Origin of the sequence: Yinghuangia sp. YIM S09857, assembly GCF_051388915.1 — a bacterium.
GTDB lineage: Bacteria > Actinomycetota > Actinomycetes > Streptomycetales > Streptomycetaceae > Yinghuangia.
In genome coordinates this window covers 147,134-163,368 of record NZ_JBPKBH010000009.1, presented here as the reverse complement: position 1 = coordinate 163,368, position 16,235 = coordinate 147,134, and the positions used below count along the sequence as shown (strand labels likewise).

The window sequence follows — 16,235 nt, the reverse complement described above, 5'->3', positions numbered from 1 at the left end:
CCCCCCCCCCCCCCCCCCCCCCCCCCCCCGGTCCCATGTGGTGCGTCCGCGGTGTCTACGCGCGCAGGCGGAACGCACCGCTCAGGGCGGCGGCGTACGCCACGTCTGCGGCGAGGTCGGCGAGCGCGGTGTCAATCGGCCTGCGGGAGACGAGCATTCGGTAGTAGATGGGGGCACCCAGCGTCGAGATGAGTTCCACGCCGTCGGTCTCGTGCGGCAGTTCGCCCCGTTCGACGGCGCGTTCCACGATCACGCTCGCCTGCTTGTTGCGGACCTTGAAGAACTCGTGCAGCGTGTCGGCCGCAGCCCGATTCCTGGTCGCCGCGGCGACGACCGTCTCGATCAGCGCGCGGACGGTCGTGTTGTCCTCGTACAGAGCGACGATCGATCGGGCGAACGCCTGGAGATCGTCGGCCAGTGCCCCGGTGTCGGGGAAGGGGAGTTCGGTGGCCCCCAGCGTGGTCATCAGGTCGACGACCAAGCCTTCGACGGTCTGCCAGCGCCGGTAGACGGTGGTCGCGTGCACACCCGCTCGGCGCGCCACGTTCTCCACGGTCAGGCCCGCATAGCCGTTCTCCCCGAGTTCGGCGGACACGGCGCCGAGCACCGCGGCGCGGGTGCGCGCGGTGCGGCCGCCCGGACGCAGTGATCCGGGTGTCCCCGCGGTCTCGCTCAACTCGGGCTCCGACTCGACGAGGTCGAAAAGGCCGAGGCTAGCGCGGGATGCCACAGCCCGCCGTATCGGTCCCCCCAGCGGACCGTGCGGGCTCCCGTACGGGGAACCCGGCCACGAATCCGGTGCTTGGAGAGAGGTCGAACCTCTTTAAATGCAAGTTGTCCTGCGTTAGCCTGGCGCCCCGATCTGGCCCCCGTGATGCGGACGTCGCGGCACACCGCACCGTCCGCAGAGCTTCGTGAGCCGACTCGGCGACTCTCCCACCCCACAGGGCGCCACGCCCTGGGTTCAGATCGATAGAGGTGTTCGCACGATGCGAAGGAAACTCACATCCGCCTGTCTCGGCATCGCGGCCGTCACCAGCCTGGTCGTCGGCACCGGAGGCCAGGCGACAGCCGCGGGGGACAAGGTTTACGCTGCGACGATCAACAACAATTGGCGCTACAACGGTTGCGCCGTCGCCTGGTTCGAGTCCTACGGAGAGAAGTTCAGGGTCTACGACGGCTGCGCCGACGGCCACAGCACCGCGGTCAAGTACCGCTTGGACACGCAGAGTTCCGGCGCCTACTACAAGCGCAACTACAACGGCGCCGGGACCACGGTGTTCCACGACAACTCCTGGAAGGAAGGTCGTGTGATCTACATGCAGGCCTGCGTCATGGAAGGCGCCAAGGAACTCGGGTGCGGCGCCGTGGAGAAGGTCACGGCCTGACCCGACCACGCGGGCGCCGACCACGCTGCCCTCTCCGGCGGGCACCCGTGGTCGGCGCTTGGCCGCAGCCGCCCTGCCCCGCCCCGCCCCGGACCGGATCTCGCGCGAAGGTCCACAAAGTTTGGAACCTCCGTTGCATGCAACAGACTTCGACAACGACCGTGTCGAGAGGGTCGAGCGGTGGACGGAGGCCTTGGGTCCGCGCCGGACCAGCGTGGCGTTCATATCCAGCAGAGACGCCCGTCAATTCCACCTTGTCCACCTCGAAGGAGCCGCGACCAACCAGCTCCACATCGACTTACCCCACGTGGCCGAAGACGGCCGCAAGAGCAGACGGTCGATGGTCCTGGACCCCAAGGACTTCGCACCAGGCATGCTGATCCGGGACTTCTTCCCGTCTCCCGACAACCGCCTGGTAGCGGTCCAAGTGCTCGGGCACGCCTCGGAGTCGCATATGTTCGTCTACGACATCGAGGCCGGGAGGTTCGTCGACGGGCCGATCGATCGCTGCCGCTTCTCCCACGTGACCTGGACGTCGGACAGTTCACGCTTCCTCTATACGCGGCTCGATTCCGTGAAGAATCCGCTGAGCAGGCGTCTCTTCCTGCACACCGTCGGCCGCCCGGCGACCGAGGACGTCGACATGAAGGTCCCGGTGGTCGCCGACGCGGAGGGCGAACTGCCGAACCTGGGTCGGGCGTATCTGTCGAACGACGGAACCCGCCTCGTCGTGATGCGCTCACCGGGAACCGGGACCCGTACCGCCGTCCTCTCCACCGCACTTGAGCCGTCGGGGCGCCCCTCCCCGGGTGCCGGATGGAGCGCCGCATACACCCATGTGCCCGCAGAGTGGCACTTGATGGCAGAGCACGACGGCATGCTGTACCTGATCGCGCAAGATCGACGTGACCGCGGCGCGATCTACCGAGTCTCCCCGGACCGAGTGCACGCGCGTGACGAGTGGGAGGAGTTCCTTCCCGAGGACCCGAATCCCCGCACGGTTCTCACCCAGGTCCACGTGGTCGGGACACGTGGCGGCCGGTCCGCCGTACTGGTCGCGCGCGCCACCGACGCCGAGAGTGTGCTGACCGTGCACTCCGCCGACGACGGAGCGTTGCTGCACACCCTGAAGCCACCGACCGGCGTCCGCATGGCGGCGGTGGCCTCGGTCAGCTCGTCAGGCGACGACATCGTGGTGAAGTGGGACGCGACCGGCTACAAGGGGACAACCGCGCACCGCCTCGACTCCCCCACCCCTTCGACACGCCTCTGGGCAGTCAAGCCCGAGCTTGCCATGCCCCCGCCGCGCGACGACCTCGAAGTCCTCAAGATCCCCTTTCAGCCGGCCGGCGACGTGCCGGCGGGGGTCATGTACGTCTCGCGGATCCGCGGCCGAGCGGGGAAGTCGTCGCCCGTGCTGGTCACCGGATACGGCCAGTTCGGCCTCACCACCGCCCCGGAGGCCTCGCCCGGGATCGCCGACATGGCCGACGCCTGGCGCGAGGCCGGGGGCACGTGGGTCACGTTCTGCCTTCCCGGCGGGGGAGATCTCGGCCAGAAGTGGTACCTATCCCGTCAAGGTCCCGCCCGCGACCTGGCTCTCACGGATTGGGAGAACGGCACCGAGACGCTGCGGGCCGAGGGCATCATCCAGGACGGACCCGTGGTTGCCTTCAGTGTCTCCGGCCCCGGTGCGGTGCTCGCCGAACTCCACCGCCGTAACCCCGAACTCCTCCACGCCGTCGTCATGATGGCGCCGATGGTCGCTCTCCCGCCCTACCCCGAGAACGTCACAGACGCCAGCAAAATGTGGGACATGGGACCCGGTGACCTCTCCGGGTCCGACGCGTTCAAGCAAGCCGCCCTCCACGGCTTCTCCCACGCCGATCGCTACTTCATCGTGGCCTGGGCCCAGCAGGACGACCGCGTGGGCCCGGAACTGCACGGCGAAGCCTGGGTCAAGACCCTGAAGGAACACGGCATCAAGCACGAGTCGGTCGTGTCGGCGGTCGGCGGCCACCAGCACGGAGACGCCCCCGCCACATGGCGGGCACGGATCATGGAAGCCATGGCCCGTGCGGTGGACTTGGAACCGCCGCCCACCGCCTCGCAGGCCCGATCGGAATCGTCACGCGCAGCGGACCTCCACCAAGAACCGGCCCACTCCCCACTGCAAGCCGCTGCCGACAAGAGCCTTGCCAAGGCGTCGATTTCGAACCTGCCAGGACCCCGCAATGACTCGACGCGGAGCTTGCCCCGCCTTCTGGGGGTGGTCAGCATCGGCCTCACACCCATATCCGCGATACCCGGAACACACCCAGCCTCCTTTCCAGCAGAGGAAACCGACAGCGAACTCTCGGGTTCGGCCCCTGCCTCCGCCACGGAGGCCACGCACAAACCCCAGGTGGGCGTGCACCTGAGCAAGACCATCAACGCAGGGCCATGAGGCACAGTGGATCGAAGGCTTCGCCCCAACCAACGCGGTGAGGAGAACTACGCCCTGATCACCACGGTGGTTCGGCCTCAAGCCTGTGCGGGGCGCCGCAACAGGGGGCTGTCGGGCGGGAGTTCGAGCCAGCGGTTCGGTGGGCCGGCGATCTGCGAGGCGTCGGTGACGGAGACGCCTGCTTCGGCCGCGGCGTAGGCCAGTTTGTACGCCGTCCACATGATGTGGCTGTCGACCGCACCCTCGGGGTCGTTGTCCCAGAAGCGGTAGAGCGCCTGGCTGTCCAGGGACTCGCCGCGCAGGTTCCGCTGTAGTTCTTCGTTGCACACGGAGGTGCCGTCGACCGCGAGTTCGCCGTACGTGCCCTTGACGAAGCTGAGGTAGATCCCGTACGCGCGGGTTCCGCGGGACAGCGCGGTGACCACCGTGGAGGTGGCCGCGATGAGTCCGTTCGGTTGCAGGACGGCGCATCCGCCCGGCACCGCACGGATGCCGACGAAGCGTTCGGCCACGTCCGGGTCGTGCGGGTTGAAGCCGTCGGGACCGGTGCCGAACGGGCCGGGGGTGGCGTCGAGGTCGAGGACGGGGCAGTCGGACGGGTCGCCGCCCAGGCGGTGGATGACCTCGTCCTCGTCCAGTCCGGCGACAAACGTCACCGAGAGCATGAAGTACTCCTCTTCGGCAATGACCACGGCCTGCCGGTCGGCCGCGTCCTGGGCGGCCCGCTCGGCGTCGGTGGGAGCGACGTAGCCGGGCAACTGCGCGAAGAGCGGGGCGAGTTTGGTCCAGCGGGCGATGGAGCCGGCCGAATGGCGCCCCATGACGGGACGCCAGGGGTCGGCGCCCGCGGCGAGCAGCGCGGCAGCGTTGTCGGTCTTGCCCAGGCACACCGCCTTCCAGAGTGCGCTCTCCCCGGACCACGGGGCCACGGCGTCGATGTCGTCCACGTGCGCGGCCAACTCGGCCACTACGTCGGGGGATCCGAACTCCGTCGCGACGTGCAGGACGTTGCCGCCGTCCTCACCGCGCTGCTGATTCGGATCGGCGCCGAGGGCGAGGCGGGCGCGGACGAGTTCGAGGTCGGCGAGGCCGTTGCGTCCCATTTCCTCCCAGTCGCCTCGCTCGTGTGAGGGTGGAGGTGGGGGCGGGGTGTTCACGGCGGAGGCATGGGCGGCCGGGCTGCGGGGCGGTGTCCGGGTGCCCGTCCCGGCGGGCGCGGGGGGCCAAGGGTGCGGGCGCGGTTGCGGCATGGGCCGGGGCGGCATTGCCTGGGCCGGCATGGGCCCGGGGTGGGGCCTCGGTACGTGGCGCATGGGCTGCGGGCGCATAGGCTGCGCGGGCATGGATTGCGGGGGCATCGGTGGCCTGGGCGCGGCCATGATGTCCGCGGCGCCGGTGCTGGTGCTGATGGTGGTGTACCTCAGCGCCGATCCGTCGTCCGCGCTCGGCGGTGGGGGCGGGTCGAGGTCGGGCCAGGCTTCGTGGGCCCGTTGGGAGGCGGCGCGGACGAGTGCGGCGTCGAGTTCGGTCGCGGTCTCGACCACCCCGGCGTCCGGCCACTCGATGATCAGGCGGAGCGGGCCGTCCGGCGGCAACTGCGAGAGGTGCAGGGCCACATCGAAGTGGTGGCCGCCGCCCATGCCGGGGCGGAGGGTCAGGGTCGGCCGCGGAGCGCTGCCGGGCGGCGGCGCGGGCCACGGCTGACCGTCCAGGGTGGTGACGCGTCGGCCGTCGCCGAGGAGGAGTCCGCAGCGGAGGCCTCCCGCGGGCGGACGTCCCATCGGGTGAGGTCGCTGCGGGCCGCCGGTGGTGATGCGGGAGCGGAAGACGCCCAGCCGCAAGGTCGCGGAGTGCCGCCACACTTCCCAGCCGTTGAGCACGATGCGGACGTCGTCGCCCCGGCCGACCTCGACGATCTGCTCCGCCCAGGCGGGTACGAACATGTGCGTCGGCGGGTGCTCCTCGATGCCGTTCGGGGGGACGTAACGCGGGAGCCGGATCTCCTGCGGAGGAGTCGGCTCCGGCTCGGGAGGGTCGGGTGTGATGAGTCCGTCGAAGAAGCCCATGTGCGGCAGGGTGCCAAGGAGGACCGACAACCGTATGGGCGGCCGGAGTTGGTGGGTTTGGCCCGCCGCGGGCGTGGTGGCGGGGATGGAGTGGGTCTTGTGAGTTGTTGTTGACTGCGTCCCTCGGTCGGCTGCGGTGGCGGACACGGCCCCGGGGCAGGTTTCGTGTTCGAGGACTTGTGCGGGAGTTGTTCGTGGAGCGGGTCGACCTGGGTGAAGTGGCGTACGACGTCGCAGCGGAGCAGATGGCGGGGTGGGTCCGCGAGCGGCAGGAGGGCAGGGCCGGCGACAGGTTGTTCTTGCTGTCGCATCCGCCGGTGGTGACGCACAGCGCCCGTACGCCTGCCGGGGAACTGCCGGGTCCGGAGGCTGGGATCGCGCTGGTTGAGGTGGACCGGGGCGGGCACGCGACGTACCACGGGCCGGGGCAGCTCGTCGGCTACCTGGTGATGAACGTACGCGAGGGTGGGCCCGGGGACGTGGTGCGGTGGATGGAACTGGGCCTGGTCGAGGCGCTGGGGTCGCTGGGGTTTCCGGCGGTGCGGCGGGAGACGCCTTCGGGCGGGGCGAGCCTGGTGGGGGTGTGGACGCCGGACCTCCGCAAGATCGCGTCGATCGGCATGCGCATCCGCAAGGGCGTGACAAGCCACGGGTTCGCGCTGAACGTGTCGGTGGACCTGGCTCCGTTCACGACGTTCACGGCATGTTCGCTGCCGGGCGTGAAGATGACGTCCATCGCCGAACTCGCGGAGGAAAGCGGACGCCTGACGCCGAGTGAGGAGGCGGTGCGGGACGCCGTGTGGGAGGCGTTGTCCGGCGCGTCGGTCTCGGGACCGGCCTCCTGAACCGGTTGCGGGGACACCGTATGCTGCGGTGGTGGCCAGGCGGGGACTGAAGGATCTCGGCGGAATCGGCCAGGCGGGCATCGTGCTGGTGTTGTGCCTGGCCGGTGTGGCGCTGGGGCTGGTGGTCTGGGGGGACGACGACGGGGGCTCCTCGGGGTCCGCTTCGGCGTCGTCCACTCCGTCGCCTGGGGCGCCTGACGGGTCCTCACCGGGCTCGCCCGGTTCGCCGGTTCCGGATCCGGATCCGACGGTGACCAAGGGGCTTGAACTGCCGATCGAGGTCACCGCGCCGCAGCCCGGGTACTTCAACGGCGACGACGCGAAGTTGGCAGCGGCCCTGCCACCGGCGCCCGACATCGAGGCGTCGCTGACCGACAAGGTGCTGCACGAACTCCAGGAGAAGACCCTGCGGTTGGCCGGGGTCCCGGGACGGATCTCGGCGTCGTGCCCGAAGGGCCCGATCCCGAACAAGGCCGGGGGGAACGCCGGTTGCACCGTGGTGTACGAGGGCGTCGAGGTCAACTGGGCCGTCGTGATCGAGGGTGTGGGCTACGCCTTCACCTCGTACCGGACCTACCTGCCGGAGACGGGCGTGCTGGTGGACGCCGGCGTCTACGGCGCGTTCTGGGAGATGTACCACGACAAGTCCGACAAGCTGCGGTGCGACGTGATCCCGCACCTCACGACGGCCAAGCTCGACCGGTATTCGGGATTCGAGTGCCAGTATCTGGACACCCGCAGGTCACCGGCACGGTGGGTGAACGTCCCGGTGATCCTGGGGCATTTCGGCGTGCAGTTTTCGTGACGGGCGGTGAGCCGCTCAGCGACCCGTCCACTCCGGGGGTCGCTTCTCAAGGAACGCGGTCAGGCCCTCCTTCGCGTCCTCCGAGGCCACGACGGTGCGGAAGCCATCCTCGGTTACCTGCCAGCCGAGTTCGTCGTCCGCGGCGGTCACCTGCTCGACGGCCTGGAGGACATGGGACACCGCGGTCGGCGAATTGAGGCAGACGCGGTCGGCCAGTTCGAGCGCGCCTTCGAGGGCCTGACCTGGTTCGGTGAGCCGGTTGACGACGCCGAGGCCGTACATGCGTGCGGCGTCGGTCGGTTCACCGGTGACGAGGAGTTCGCGCGCGACGTTGAGCGGGAGCGTACGCGGTGCGCGGAAGACGGCCCCGCAGTTGGCCAGCAGTCCGCGACGGACCTCGGGCAGGCCGAAGGTGGCCTCGCGCGAGGCGACGACCAGGTCGCAGGCGAGCACGATCTCGAAGCCGCCGCCGAGGGCGTACCCCTCGACCGCGGCGATCAGCGGCTTGGTACGCGCGCGGCGGATCATGCCGTACGAGCCGCCGCGCTCGGTCTTGGGCGCGTATCCCGCGGACAGGTCGGTGCCCGCCGAGAACACGGTCGGTGTCCCGGTGATGACGCCGCACCACAGGTCGGGGTCGCCCTCCAGGAGGTCGAGGCCCTTTTCGATGCCGTCGCTGATGTCCTGGTCGACGGCGTTGCGCTTGTGCTCGCGGCGCAGGGAGATCACAAGAACGCGGCCGTGGCGTTCGAGCACGACTGTGGGAGCGCTCGGGGTGCCGGTCTCGGGGGAGCTGGTGTTCGACCCGGACATCCGCGTACCGCCTCTCGCCGGAACTTATTGACCAGGTCAACTTACTCGCTGCGGCGGGGCGGGGTGTACGCGGCAGGCCGTGGGAGTCGGGAGCGCGCGGACGGGGGTGGGGCGGTCGCCTGGCTCAGTCGGGGAAGTCGATCGGCTCGAAGTGGTACGTCCGGTGTGCGCGGTGGCCGTTGATCAGGCTGCGCGAGTCGAGGGCCAGCGTGAGCGCGCCGGGGCCGATCACGCCCTGGTAGAGGACGGTCCCGGACTTCGACGTGGCGGCGAACGAGATCGCGGCACCGAAGAGTTCGTACGTCCCATGGCTGGAGAAGCGGTGCTCGGGGCCCAGCCAGCGGGCGACTTGTTCGGGGTTCCCGGAGCTGGTGACGCTGGTGACGCGGTCGGGCGGGGTGAACCTGAGGTAGCCGTAGAAGATGTCCTTGTCAGGTTCTGCGGTCGGGTCGTCGTCGATGTACAGGCCGCCGGTCAATGGGCGGATCGGCCCATCGGACTCCTCGGTGGGCACTGAGTCCGGCTTGAGCGACGCCGCCTTCGGGTCGTACGCCCACTTGTCCTCGAACTGGCCTTTCCCGCCCAACAGTTGCCTCCCCCGTCGTCGGACACCGTGACGGCGCCGGAATCGGCGCCGTCAACAGTGTCTCGTGCGTTGGGGCTCGGCGTCGGCCGGTGATGTGCGGCTACGGGATCGGACCGACGCTCGGGACGCGGGTTCCGGCGATCCGGCTCGGCGGGGGGCCGTACCCCTCGATCACCGCGTGCCAGGGGGTCTGGTACGTCGGGAGCGTCGAGCCCACCGCCCAGGCGGACGGCATGGCCGGGTCGGCGCCGGGGACGGCGGCGACCGAGAACAGCGAGGCGCCGCGCGCGTCGGGGTCGTCGGCGGCGGGCACCCGGGTCCAGGACGTGCCGTCCCAGCGCAGCAGCACGGCGGGCATGTCCTCGTCGGGCTGGGAGCCGACCGCCCACACGACGCCGCTGGTCGGGTCGGCGGAGGCGGCGTGCAGGTTCGCGTCGATCGCGGGGGTGACGGCCTCGGTCCAGGCGGTGCCGTCCCAGTGGTACGCGACCGGGCGCGACTGTCCCCCGGCCGCGCTGGTGCCGCCGACCGCCCAGGCGTCGTCGGGGGCGAGGACGGTGACGCCTTCGAGGCTGTGCGCGCGCTCCGGGTCGAACGGGACGTCGACGATGCGCCACGCTTTGCCGTCCCAGTGCTCGACGAGCGGACGTCCGACACCGTCCGTGTAGGTGACGCCCACCGCCCAGGCACCGCCCGCCCCGTCGGCCGCCGCAGCGAACAGGATGGCGTCGCCGCCCGGGTCCGGGGTGGTCGCGGCGGTCCACTCGGCGCCGTCCCAGTGGTAAGCGAGGGGGTGCGGACTGGCGATCCGGTCCTGCGCGAGGGCGCCCACGGTCCACACGTCGGCGGGGCCGATCGCGGCGGTGCCGAACGGGTACGCCGAGACGTTGTGCGGCTCCTCCGGCATCGGCGTCTCGCGCCAGACCTTGCCGTCGAAGTGCACCGCGAGGGCGCGGTCGTTGAAGGCCTCGGCGTCGTTGCGGTGCCCGATCGCCCAGACGTCGTCGGGCGCGAGCGGCGCGACTGTGTCGAACTGGCCCTTGCCACCGGCCACCGGGACGGCGAGGTCGTGCCACAGCGTTCCGTCGAAGTGCTGGACGAGCGGCGGGCCGTCGCCGCTGTCGCCCCGGTAGCCGACCGCCCAGACGTCGCGCGGGCCGAGGGCGGCGACGGCGCGCAGCTCCTGGTTGTCGCGCGGGGTGCCGAGGGGCCAGGTGTGCCAGGCGGGGTCGTCGGCGCGCGGTTCCGGGTGCGGGTCGGTGTGTGCGTCGGCGGCTGTGGCGGGGGCGGCCAGCGTCAACGAGACCAGGGCCGTGGCCAGGACCGCCCTGCCGCGTGGGCGTGCCGTTCGCGCCGTTCGCCTTGTGGTCCGCAACCGCGTGCGCATTCCGCTCCTCCCATGGTGGACCCGCCGACGCTACAAGACCCCCAACCTTCCAGTGGCCCGGACGGACGCTCCCTCCCGGGACCGGACCGGAAAGTTCATCCGTACAGCGCAACAAATACGACGGACGGTTCACACACAGCCGTCACCAACCCCCATCCACAAACGAGTGTTCGCAAATGCGGGTTGGTGAAGAGCGGTTCGCAATCATGGATTCACGAACGCCGGTTAACAAACCCCCATTCACAAACCGCCGTTCGCAAACGAACGTTCGCAAACATTGACGGGCAACCTGGCGTTCGCCATCCACAGCGCCGACGCCGGAAGGCCACAGAGTCGCCACTTCACAACGGCCCGAGGAGAGTTCCGGCGGCCACGGTGGTGCGTGACGATCGCATGCGGAGGCGGCGGCGACGGCCACGAGGCGCTGCTTGTCCCACTCGGTGCCTCCCATGTTCAATCTGCCGGATGAGCGAGTCTGCGGATGCGCCAGAGCGACCGTCCTTCGGAGTGCCGTTATGGCGGCTACTCGAGCACAAGCAGCTCAGCCCGCAGGAGCTGGCCGATCGCGCCGGATTGACGGCGGATGACATCCGAGCGGCACTCGCAGGGGCGCTTCCCAGCGAGGCCCTGCTGCGGCAGATCGCGCCCATTGTGGGCTTCCGGCCCGTGGACCTGTTCGTGCTGGCGGGAGCGCGGATCCCCGACGATCTGACGCCGGTGGATGCGTCGGCCGGGCGGTCGGTGGCCAATTTCGTGCTGGACGCGATACGCCTGCCTGCCGCGGAGCGCCGCGAACTCCTCCTTCTCGTACGCTCGCTGCCGCGGCAGCCGCGGCGCTCTCCGTTCGCCGTCGAACTACTCGCGCCCCACGCCGGCCCAGGAGGTTGGGTGGTCCGCATGCTCCAGTACCGCAATTTGGACTGGGCGGGCATGGCGAAGCTCTTGGCGCTGACTACGCCTACCTATCTCTCGGCGGCCACCTACGGCGCGATCGGCACTGGCCGCATGGACTTGACGTCCCGCCTGGTGACGGATTTCGCGTGTCTGCTGGGCGTGGACGTCCACGCGCTGGCCGCGGTGACAGGTGTTCGGACGGCTCCGAACGAGGCGATGCCGCCGCCTCGGGCTCGGGCTCGGGGGGCGGAGGATGCTGCACTGCTGCTGTGGGAAGCGCGGTGCCTCTCTGCCGAGCAGGCCGAGCATGTCGCCGAACGGGCACGCGTCCTGCACAGCGGCTTATGAACGTACGTTTGCGAATCGCCGTTCGGGAACGGTCGTTCACAAACGGGTTTGTGAATGACCGTTCACGAATCGGGTTTGTGAGTTGGCGTTTGCGAAAGGGCGTTTGCGAAAGGGCGTTTGCGAATGTTGGTTCGTAAACGCCCGTTCGCGAACTGCCACTACGTCACCGGATCAACCCGCCCGGCACGGTGCCCCGTCGCATACGTCCACGACCTTCCCCGTCGTCAGGAACACCGCCTTCTGCACGCGTGCTGCCGCCGAGTTGCGCGGGTCGGAGTGCGGGTCCTCCCCGTAGTCCGGCTCGAACGGCGGAGTATTGGTGAGTGGCGGCGCCGGAGTCCCGCTGTCCCACACCACCAGCGCAGACGACCCCGAGTACGGATAGCGCGTGATCGGCGAGATACCCCAGTACGGTGTCACATCCGGACTCCGCCCGGGTGCGAGCGCGGGCGACACGATCCGGGCGCCCATCGTGCGCGCCTGCACCTCCGCCGACACGTTCGCCACCTGGTGGTCGCCGAAGGCGATCTGCATCAGCACCTGGTGCCGTGGCGTATCCGGCAGCGGACGGCTCGTCATGTTCGCCGCATACCCGTTCGTCTCCGCGCGGTCCCACAGCAACTGCATCAGCAGCAGGCTGATCTGCTGGTCGATCTTGTCGGGGTACGCCCCGTCCAGCAGCGGCTGGAACTGCACGAAGTCGCTGCTCCGGTTCAGCAGCAGCCCGCCGTAGTTCATACCTGTCACGCCCAACACCCCGCGCCGCACGTCCTGCGACACCGCGACCGTGATGCCACCCATGATCCCGCCCTGGCTGTTGCCGTCGTAGACCACGCCCTTCCGGGTGTCGATCACCGGACGCCCCTCCGCGCTCCGGAACGCCGGATCGGCCGCGAAGCCCTTCGGGTGGCTCATCAGCCGCCCGAGGAAGAGCGTGTCCAGCACACCCTGTTGCAGCCGGTCGGCCACGGCGTCGAAGTTGCCGATGTTCGTCAGCGAGGCGATCACGACCGGGATGTCGTCCTCGCTCATCCCGATCCACTTCGTCGCGCAGAACGTGAAGTTGTGCTCGTTGGCCATTGACCGCACGTTCGAGCCGCGAACCTCGCGCTCGCTGCCCAGCAGGCCGTGGCCGTACAGCGACGCCTGCGACGGCGCCGCAAACGCGCTGCGCGGGATCTCGCACTGGAACGGCGCCTGCTGGACGTTCCCCGGCAACTGCCGCGGCGTCCCGTCACGCCCGTAGTTGAACGACGAACCCGGCGGCCCGCCCGGCGCGTTCAGGTAACTCGGCACCGCCACAAAGCCCTTGACCTCGCGCGCGATGCGGTCGTCCTGCTCGGGGGTGAAGTCCTGGACCGACGTGATCGTGTACGCGGGCGCCCGCCGCCCCAGGTCGTCGAACGCGTCGTCGCGGATCCCGAGCAGGCTCTCCGTGGTGTTCTCGGTACTCGCGACCGTGAAGTCCCAGGCCAGGTACAGGCTTCGCGGATCGACCCGCCCGTGGTCGGCGAGTTCCCGCAGCACCGGCCGCAGTTGCTTCTGGCGCAGCCACAACGGGTCGTGCCGAGGCAGCGCCCGTCCGGCAACACGCGCGAACGCCTCACCGGCACCGATCGGTTGCCCCGCCTCGTCCCGAAGGTTGCGCAGGCCGATCGAGTACGTGTGTCCGGGGATGAAGTTCCGCGCCGGGTGCACGAGTAGAGCCTGCCGGTCCGGGTTCGTCGCGTGCGAATCCAACTCTGCCCAGTAGGGCCAGCGTTGCCCGGTCTTGTTGTCCACGATGACGATCGGCGCGTCCCGTGACAGCGACCGCGCGACGTCGGTGACGGGCGCCGCACCGGATTTCGGCAGGCTGATCCCCGGCACCCGCACCACGAGCGTCGACCCCGGCGAGAACCCGTCGCCGCGATTGAACGCCGTCGGATCCGCCGTCTGCCCCGCGGTGTTCACCGGCATCATCGACGGCGTCAGCGCGAGGCGCCTTCCGGTCTCGCTGCGACGGTCCCTGACCGTATACCAGTCATTTGGGAACGGCAGCATGCACGCCGCCGGGTCGATCGGGTCGCATTCCGGCGCACTCGCGCGCTCCTCGGCGGTCAGCGCCTCCGTACGGCCGTCGTCCCTCCCCTCGTCGTGGGCGATCGCGGGACCGGCGGGCACGGACAACAGCAACGCGCCCGCGAGCGCGACGACGGCACGGGTTCGAGGCCTCAACAGACCACCTCCTGGCGGCATTTCGCGTCAACGGCAACACAAACAGCAGGCAGGCAAAGGCCCCGGAGCGCGGCGGACGATCCAGGGCCGTGTCACGGCGCGGACGGTCGCCGGACCCCCCACCCCCCATCGCGGCCCTCTGCGCGGACTGTCGCAGCGGTGCGCGGCAATGGTTCACTGACATCTTGCTGGTCCCACGACGCGTTGCCACCTGGGAAGTTACGCAGACTTAACGGGGGTGCCCTGTGACCCGTCACAAGCCCGCCGCCTCGCGCGGCCGGGCCGTCACCTCCGAAACCGCGCCCCACCACTCCCCCGCCGAGCCCCCGGACGCGGCGCAGCCCCCCGGCCCCCCGGGCACCGACCCCGAGGCGCCGGCCCGCCCGCCGCTCCCCATCACCATCGGCGGACGCACCGTCGGGCCGTGGCTCGAAGGCCGCGCCGCGCGCCTGACCGGCCATGTCGTACGCCGCATCGTCGACGAACTCCCCGTCTACCGCCTCCTCCCCCGCGAGGAAGTGCACGGCGAGATCGCCGAGATCATCGACCACAACCTGCGCATCCTCGGCCACGTCCTCACCGAGCGGCGGCCCGCCACGGAGACCGAACTCGCCGCGCAGCGCCTGTCCGCCGCGCGGCGCGCCGAGGAGGGCATCCCGCTCGACGCGGTGCTCGGGGCGTACCACGTGGGCATGTCGGCCGCCTGGGAGCAGATATCCGCCGACGCGCTTCCCGAGGAACTGGCCGACGTCAAAGAGGCGTTGGCGCTCCTCCTGCGCATGCTGCGACAGGTGACGGTCGCGGTGAGCGCCGCGTACCTGGAGGAACGCCGCACGCTGGAGACGCAGGAACATCACGGCCGCCGCTCGCTCATGGCCGCGCTCATCGCCGGCGAACCGGTCGACGACCTGGCCGAACGCGTGGGCCTGCGCCCGGCCGCGCACTACGTCGTGCTCACTCTCGTGATCGGCCCCCACCCGGACGAACGCGACGCCACCGGCAGCCCCAAGATCTCGGCCCGCCGCAAACTGCGGCGCGCCCAGGCGGAGTTGGAACGCTTCGCCGACGAACCGGTGCTCGCCGTGATCGACGCGGTCGGCGGAACGGTCCTGCTCCCGGTCTCGGACCGCCCGCCGGCGTGGTCGGACCTGTGCGCCCTGATCGACCGTACGGCCAAAGCGGCAGGTGCGGAGATCACCGCCGCAGGCGCCGTCACCGCGCCCGCCGGGGTGCCGGACGCCGTACGCCAGACCGCCGAGGTCGTCGACCTGGTACGCCGCACCGGCCGCGGCACCGGCCTCTTCCGCCTCGCCGACGTCCTGCTCGACTACCAGCTCAGCCGCCCCGGCGAGGCCCGCGAACGCCTCGCCGCCCTGCTGGAGCCGCTGGCCGGACGCCCCGAGCTGCTGGAGACCCTGGAGGTCTTCCTGCGCCTCGGCCTGAGCCGGCGCCGGGCGGCGGCCCGCCTGCACGTCCACCCGAATACGATCGACTACCGCCTGCGCCGCATCGCGCAGCTCACCGGGCTCAACGCGGCACGCACCACGGACCTGCCGGTCGTCAGCGCCGCACTGGTGGCCCGCCGGGCCGGTGACGGCGGCGGGGACGTAGGCGGTGTCGGCGGGGGCAGCGACTATGGCGGCGTCGGCGGGGGCTCCACGTCGCGAATCAGTGGTTGAACAAGCAACCACACACTGGTTGAATGAGCAACGACCTGGGCGCAGTGGGCGGTCCCCCGGCAGTGCCCCACGCCATCGTTCCACGATTCCCTGGGAGTTCCCATGACCACGGCACCTACGCGTCCCGAGCTCGCGTCCGGCACCTGGGTGATCGACCCGGTGCACTCGGCCGTGACGTTCTCGGTGCGGCACCTCGCCCTCGCCGGGGCGCGCGGCGCCTTCGGAGAGTTCTCGGGCCACATCACCGTCGGCGACGACCCGCTGACCTCGGAGGTACGCGCCGAGATCGCCGTCGGGTCGCTCAACACCCTCAACGAGGCCCGCGACGGCCACCTGCTCAGCCCCGACTTCTTCGACGCCGCGGCCCACCCCACCGCGGTCTTCGCCTCCACCGGCGTCGTGCAGGACACGGACGCCGACTATGTCGTCAAGGGCGAGCTGACCCTGAAGGGCGTCACCAAGCAGGTCGAGCTCAAGCTCACCTACAACGGCACCGTCACCGACCCGCAGAGCGGGGCCGAGAAGGCCGGCTTCAGCGCGGTCACCGAGATCCTGCGCAGCGACTTCGGCGTCGGCACGGTCATGACCCTGCCCAACGGCTCGCTCGCGCTGGCCGACAAGGTCCGCATAGAACTGGAGATCGAAGCCGCCCTCACCACCTGAGCCCTGGCCACCTGGGCCTTGGCCACCTGAACCCTGGCCATCTGAGCCCTGGCCACCTGAATCCTGAGCCGCGCCCCGTGACGCCGCCGGTCCTACCC

The 16,235-nt window shown here is 70.3% G+C and carries 13 protein-coding genes; 7 read left to right on the top strand and 6 right to left on the bottom strand.

Going from position 1 to position 16,235, the window contains the following annotated elements:
• Positions 1–55: 55 nt before the first annotated feature.
• Positions 56–730 carry a TetR/AcrR family transcriptional regulator gene (locus tag ACRX5S_RS20960; RefSeq protein WP_436774535.1) on the bottom strand — a complete coding sequence of 225 codons (675 nt, stop codon included), beginning with the start codon at positions 728–730 and terminating at the stop codon, positions 56–58.
• Between the two features lie 259 nt (positions 731–989).
• Between ACRX5S_RS20960 and ACRX5S_RS20955 the strand changes: the two genes are divergently transcribed.
• Together ACRX5S_RS20955 and ACRX5S_RS20950 are read left to right on the top strand one after the other, a co-directional pair.
• Complete coding sequence (locus ACRX5S_RS20955; protein WP_436774534.1) at positions 990–1,388, top strand: hypothetical protein; 399 nt, start codon at positions 990–992, stop codon at positions 1,386–1,388.
• A gap of 307 nt (positions 1,389–1,695) precedes the next feature.
• Positions 1,696–3,834 (top strand): prolyl oligopeptidase family serine peptidase, encoded by a 2,139-nt coding sequence (locus ACRX5S_RS20950; protein ID WP_436774533.1) that lies wholly within the window; start codon positions 1,696–1,698, stop codon positions 3,832–3,834.
• A 77-nt stretch (positions 3,835–3,911) separates the two neighbouring features.
• On the opposite strand, the gene ACRX5S_RS20945 is transcribed toward ACRX5S_RS20950, so the two are convergent.
• Positions 3,912–5,900, bottom strand: coding sequence for an ankyrin repeat domain-containing protein (locus ACRX5S_RS20945; RefSeq protein ID WP_436774532.1), 1,989 nt, complete (start codon positions 5,898–5,900; stop codon positions 3,912–3,914).
• Positions 5,901–6,094: 194 nt separating this feature from the next.
• Between ACRX5S_RS20945 and lipB the strand changes: the two genes are divergently transcribed.
• Together lipB and ACRX5S_RS20935 are read left to right on the top strand one after the other, a co-directional pair.
• Positions 6,095–6,745: a lipoyl(octanoyl) transferase LipB gene (lipB, locus tag ACRX5S_RS20940; protein ID WP_436774531.1), complete on the top strand. Its 651-nt coding sequence runs from the start codon at positions 6,095–6,097 to the stop codon at positions 6,743–6,745.
• A gap of 31 nt (positions 6,746–6,776) precedes the next feature.
• A complete protein-coding gene (locus tag ACRX5S_RS20935; RefSeq protein ID WP_436774530.1) occupies positions 6,777–7,550 on the top strand; it encodes a hypothetical protein in 774 nt (257 codons plus the stop codon).
• Positions 7,551–7,565: 15 nt separating this feature from the next.
• Here the strand turns inward: ACRX5S_RS20935 and ACRX5S_RS20930 are convergent, their stop codons facing one another.
• The 3 genes from ACRX5S_RS20930 to ACRX5S_RS20920 form a co-directional block, all read right to left on the bottom strand.
• Entirely contained in the window at positions 7,566–8,363 is a 798-nt protein-coding gene (locus ACRX5S_RS20930; RefSeq protein ID WP_436774529.1) for an enoyl-CoA hydratase-related protein, read from the bottom strand.
• A gap of 124 nt (positions 8,364–8,487) precedes the next feature.
• Positions 8,488–8,949 carry a hypothetical protein gene (locus ACRX5S_RS20925; protein ID WP_436774528.1) on the bottom strand — a complete coding sequence of 154 codons (462 nt, stop codon included), beginning with the start codon at positions 8,947–8,949 and terminating at the stop codon, positions 8,488–8,490.
• Between the two features lie 100 nt (positions 8,950–9,049).
• The gene (locus ACRX5S_RS20920; RefSeq protein ID WP_436774527.1) at positions 9,050–10,336 is read right to left on the bottom strand and encodes a hypothetical protein; all 1,287 of its coding nucleotides are present in this window, start codon (positions 10,334–10,336) and stop codon (positions 9,050–9,052) included.
• A gap of 465 nt (positions 10,337–10,801) precedes the next feature.
• On the opposite strand from ACRX5S_RS20920, the gene ACRX5S_RS20915 reads away from it, so the two are divergent.
• A complete protein-coding gene (locus ACRX5S_RS20915; RefSeq protein WP_436774526.1) occupies positions 10,802–11,578 on the top strand; it encodes a hypothetical protein in 777 nt (258 codons plus the stop codon).
• A gap of 171 nt (positions 11,579–11,749) precedes the next feature.
• Here ACRX5S_RS20915 and ACRX5S_RS20910 read toward each other — a convergent pair whose 3' ends face one another.
• Positions 11,750–13,795 (bottom strand): hypothetical protein, encoded by a 2,046-nt coding sequence (locus tag ACRX5S_RS20910; RefSeq protein ID WP_436774525.1) that lies wholly within the window; start codon positions 13,793–13,795, stop codon positions 11,750–11,752.
• Positions 13,796–14,190: 395 nt separating this feature from the next.
• On the opposite strand from ACRX5S_RS20910, the gene ACRX5S_RS20905 reads away from it, so the two are divergent.
• Positions 14,191–15,474, top strand: coding sequence for a PucR family transcriptional regulator (locus ACRX5S_RS20905; protein WP_436774685.1), 1,284 nt, complete (start codon positions 14,191–14,193; stop codon positions 15,472–15,474).
• A gap of 102 nt (positions 15,475–15,576) precedes the next feature.
• The gene (locus tag ACRX5S_RS20900; RefSeq protein WP_436774524.1) at positions 15,577–16,137 is read left to right on the top strand and encodes a YceI family protein; all 561 of its coding nucleotides are present in this window, start codon (positions 15,577–15,579) and stop codon (positions 16,135–16,137) included.
• The last annotated feature ends 98 nt before the right edge of the window (positions 16,138–16,235 follow it).